General features: G+C 67.5%; 5 protein-coding genes. 2 read left to right on the plus strand and 3 right to left on the minus strand.

The genetic code is table 11. The features are described from left to right. Positions 1 to 162 precede the first annotated feature (162 nt). Complete coding sequence (locus CCN35_RS25160) at positions 163 to 903, plus strand: polymorphic toxin-type HINT domain-containing protein (protein ID WP_079130047.1); 741 nt, start codon at positions 163 to 165, stop codon at positions 901 to 903. Between the two features lie 14 nt (positions 904 to 917). After that, complete coding sequence (locus tag CCN35_RS25165) at positions 918 to 1,160, plus strand: hypothetical protein (RefSeq protein WP_079130046.1); 243 nt, start codon at positions 918 to 920, stop codon at positions 1,158 to 1,160. 72 nt (positions 1,161 to 1,232) lie between these two features. Here the strand turns inward: CCN35_RS25165 and CCN35_RS25170 are convergent, their stop codons facing one another. The 3 genes from CCN35_RS25170 to CCN35_RS25180 all read right to left on the minus strand — a co-directional run. Next, a complete protein-coding gene (locus tag CCN35_RS25170; protein ID WP_067400535.1) occupies positions 1,233 to 2,516 on the minus strand; it encodes a tyrosine-type recombinase/integrase in 1,284 nt (427 codons plus the stop codon). Beyond that, positions 2,516 to 2,740 carry a helix-turn-helix domain-containing protein gene (locus CCN35_RS25175; RefSeq protein WP_067400532.1) on the minus strand — a complete coding sequence of 75 codons (225 nt, stop codon included), beginning with the start codon at positions 2,738 to 2,740 and terminating at the stop codon, positions 2,516 to 2,518. Before CCN35_RS25175 ends, CCN35_RS25170 begins: the two co-directional genes overlap by 1 nt. Beyond that, positions 2,740 to 3,690: replication initiator (locus CCN35_RS25180; RefSeq protein WP_086794442.1), on the minus strand; the 951-nt coding region annotated here is incomplete at its 5' end. The genes CCN35_RS25180 and CCN35_RS25175, both read right to left, overlap by 1 nt.

The raw sequence follows: 3,690 nt of genomic DNA on the forward strand, positions 1-3,690 counted from the left end.
TTACGGGACAGCCCTTAGGCGGTGGGCGAGCAGCCGAGCCGAGCATTGAGCAGCTCATGTTCCGGTTGCCCGACGCCCGCGCTGCCATGAAGGCGCGGTTCAAGTCCCTGGGCGCGGATCTCGGCCCGTACAGCTACGGCAGTAACAGCTGTGTGAGGTGCTGTGTCAGCCCCTGCGAGCGGGAGCAGAATCACTGTCACGGACCCGAAGACGGGGAAGACGACGGTGCGTGAGGTCGTCGGCACCATCGTCACCGAGGACGACAAGCACTTCGTCGATCTGACGGTCAAGGGCCGCTCGGGCAAGCCCGAGAAGCTGGTTTCCACCACGACCCACCCCTTCTGGTCCGACTCGGAGCGGGCCTGGATCGAGGCCGGCGACCTCAAGCCGGGCATGCGCCTGCACACGGCAAACGGCGAGGCGGTCGAACTCACGGCCATTCACGCCTTCGACAAGCGCCAGCGCACGCACGACCTGACGGTCGAGAACATCCACACGTACTATGTGCTGGCGGGGCAGACTCCGGTACTGGTTCACAATTCCAACTGCCCGCTGACCGGCGGCTTCAAGGCAGGTGTGACCCCTGACGAGATCACCGATATCAACCGTGGTTTCGGTGGTGAAACCCTGCTCAGTGGTTCTCCGGCCAACACCATGGCTAACGCCAGCCGCTACAACAGCTTCTGGGACAAGTCGGCCGTCGTAATTCGCGATATTGCCGGTAGCCACATGTTCAACAATGGAAACAAGCGCACTGCCCAAGCTGTCGTGGAAGAGCTGATGCGTCGGAACCGGGTCACGAGTGGCCCAACCTCTGCCGACCTTCGAAGCGTCATCGACAGAGTTGGCAAAGGTCAGCTGCATGACGTCAGCGACATCTCGGCAGCCTTGAGGGGTTACTGATGGGAGTACAAGGGATGGATATTGAGCAGCTCATGGAGAGGCTGGGCCGCTCAGGTGTCACCGTGATCCTCAAGGTGGACGACGAGAGGATGGCGGAAGGTGGTGAGCCCTGGACTTTGGTGATGTCGGGTCCAGGACTGGGTGAGCAGGGGTTTATTCGAGCTGAATCTTCCAGCTTGAGTGACTGTCTCGAACAGGGATTCAGTCGGTTGCGTTCCAGGCCCGGCGACTGGGAATGGTTGGCGGAATCCTCGTAACCATTGAAACGAGGCCCTCCCGAACCTCTCGGGAGGGCCTCGCGTCGTTTGACGGCAACGCTGACGGCAACGTCAGCGGACGACGGCTGCGGCGGGTGGGTCGTCAGGGTCGCCGTCCCGGCCGTCGAGAGCGTGGCCCAAGGCGTCAATGGCGTCACGCTGGAGTCGGAGTCGTACGTGGGCGTAGACGCCGGCGGTGACGCCGATGTGGGCGTGGCCGAGGAGTTCCTTGATGACGATGAGGTCGATGCCCTGTTCCAGGAGCAGGGTGGCGGTCGAGTGTCGGAGATCGTGGAAGCGGATCGTCCGAAGGTCGGCGCTGTGGAGGAGGCGGCGGAAGCGGCGGTTGAGGTTGCCAGGGTCGAGCGGCCTGCCCTTCGGGGTGGTGAAGATAAGTCCGTTGTCCGTCCAGCCCGTTCCAGCCGCCTGACGCTCCTCCCGCTGCCGTTCCTGGTGGATCTTGAGCGAGCTGATGCATTCGGTGGGGAGGGCGATGCGTCGTTCCGAGGCAAGGGTCTTGGTGTTCAAGACGGTCAGGCCCTGGCTGCGGGTGCGCTGGAGGGAGCGGTGGATGGTGGCGGTGCCGCGGTCCAGGTCGAGGTCTTCCCAGCGGAGGCCGAGGAGTTCGCCCTTGCGGAGGCCAGTGCGCAGGGCGAGTTCGTACAGGGCGTGCAGGCGATCACCGGCGGCCGTCTGGAGGAACTGCCGGGCTTCGGTGGCGGTGAGGGGCTGGAAGCGTCTGGGGCGGGGCGTGGTCGTCTTGACGTTGCGGGCGACGTTGCGCGGCAGTTCGTCTTCACGGACGGCGTGTTCCAGGGCGGACTTGAGGACCGCGTGGACGTACGTCACGGTCAGCGGGGACAGGCGCTTTTCGCAGCACTGGCCGATGGCGCAGCAGGCCCGGCGGTTCGCGTCCCGTTCCTGGGTGCAGCACTGGCAGGTGGTGCGGAGTCCGTCGAGGAAGGTGCGGACGTCGCGGGTGGTAAGCCGGGCGAGCTTCTTGCTGCCGAGACCGGGGTTGAGGTGGAGGCGGATGGCGGCGGCGTAGCGCGTGTGGGTGTTCTCCCGCAGGTAGTGGACGGCGACGCCGTTCAGCCAGTACGTGAGGTAGGCGCTCACGGTGCTGTCAGCCGCTGCGACCGGCAGGCCGCGGTTGCTGGCGGCAACCTTCTCGGTGAGCTTGGCCATCGCGTCTTTGCGGGTGGCGCCGTAGACGCGGACGCGCTTGCGGGTGTTGCCGGGGGCGAGGACGTATCCGGCGGCTTCCCAGCGTCCGTCCTTGCGCTGGTAGACGGTCCCGTCGCCGTTCGCACGGGTACGGGAGCGGCGGGACGGAGTAGAGCGGGGAGTGGTCATCAGGCGGCGTCCTGTTCGAGGCGGGTACGGATGAAGTCGGTGAGGGCGTGGGCGGGGATGCGGCGGGCGCGGCCGAGGGTGATCGAGGCGAGCTGGCCGGAGCGGAGCAGGTTGTAGACGGCGGAGCGGCCGAGCTGGAGGCGGGCCATCACCTGGGGGACCGTGAGCAGATCCAGCGCCGGTGCCGCCTCCGCACAGGGGACGGTGGTCGGGGGCGAGGCCATCAGCAGCCCCCTTCGGCCGTGAACTGCCGTTCCAGTTCCTTGCGGTGCCAGACGTGGGCGGCGAGGAGCGTGGCACCGGGGCTGTAGCCGGTGCCGATGTAGGTCCAATGGCCGACGACGAGGGTGGTGTCCGGGTCGGGATCGGGCAGGCCGGCGCGGGCGTGGGCCTGTTCGGTGCGCCAGGCGCGGCGGGCGGCGCGCAGCGCGCCGAGGGTGGTGGAGTAGCTGCGGGACTTGGTGGAGAAGTGGCCCCGGAAGCCGAGCATGTGTGCCCACTTCCAGAGCTTGAGATCGGCGAACTCTGGCAGCTTGCCCAGCTCCCAGCAGGTACGGATCATCTGCCGCACGTGACGTGCTACGGCGAGCCGGGGCAACGACCGGGCCTGACCGGTGCCGTCGCAGGCGGTGCACGGGAGCGGGGTCCCGTGAGGCAGGACGGTGGCGCCGCGTCCCTGGCAGGGGCGGCAGTACAGGGAGCGGTCGAGGGTGCCGGAGGCGTCGGCGGACTTGGTGGCGTACTTCGCCACGTAGGCGGCCACGGCCTGATCGGTGAGTTCGGCGTCGGTGCCGAAGGAGGCGATCTCGCGTACGTCGAGCTCTTGGCCCCAGGTGAGTTCGCGTTCCCCGATCGCGTCCGAGGCGACGGAGATGCGGGCGCGCGGTGCGGCGGCGCGGATGGCGTCGGTGAGCACGGCGACGGTGGCATACGAGGGCGGGGGCTGGGTGCTGCCGTCGGGGCCGTCGAGGCGGATGACCGCGTGGAAGTGGACCAGGCCGCGCTTCTGGTACTCGGCGACTTTGGCGAAGGAGACACGCAGCCCCTCACGAGCGGCCTTCTGGGTCATGCCGAGTCGGGCGGCGATCTCCCGGCGCAGGTAGGTGGTGAAGCGTGCCCACAGGGCTCCAGCGTGGGCGTTGAACAGGACCGCGCCCGCGTAGTCGTACGTCGC

The organism is Streptomyces thermovulgaris (assembly GCF_002155915.1).
GTDB classification, from domain to species: Bacteria; Actinomycetota; Actinomycetes; order Streptomycetales; family Streptomycetaceae; genus Streptomyces; species Streptomyces thermovulgaris.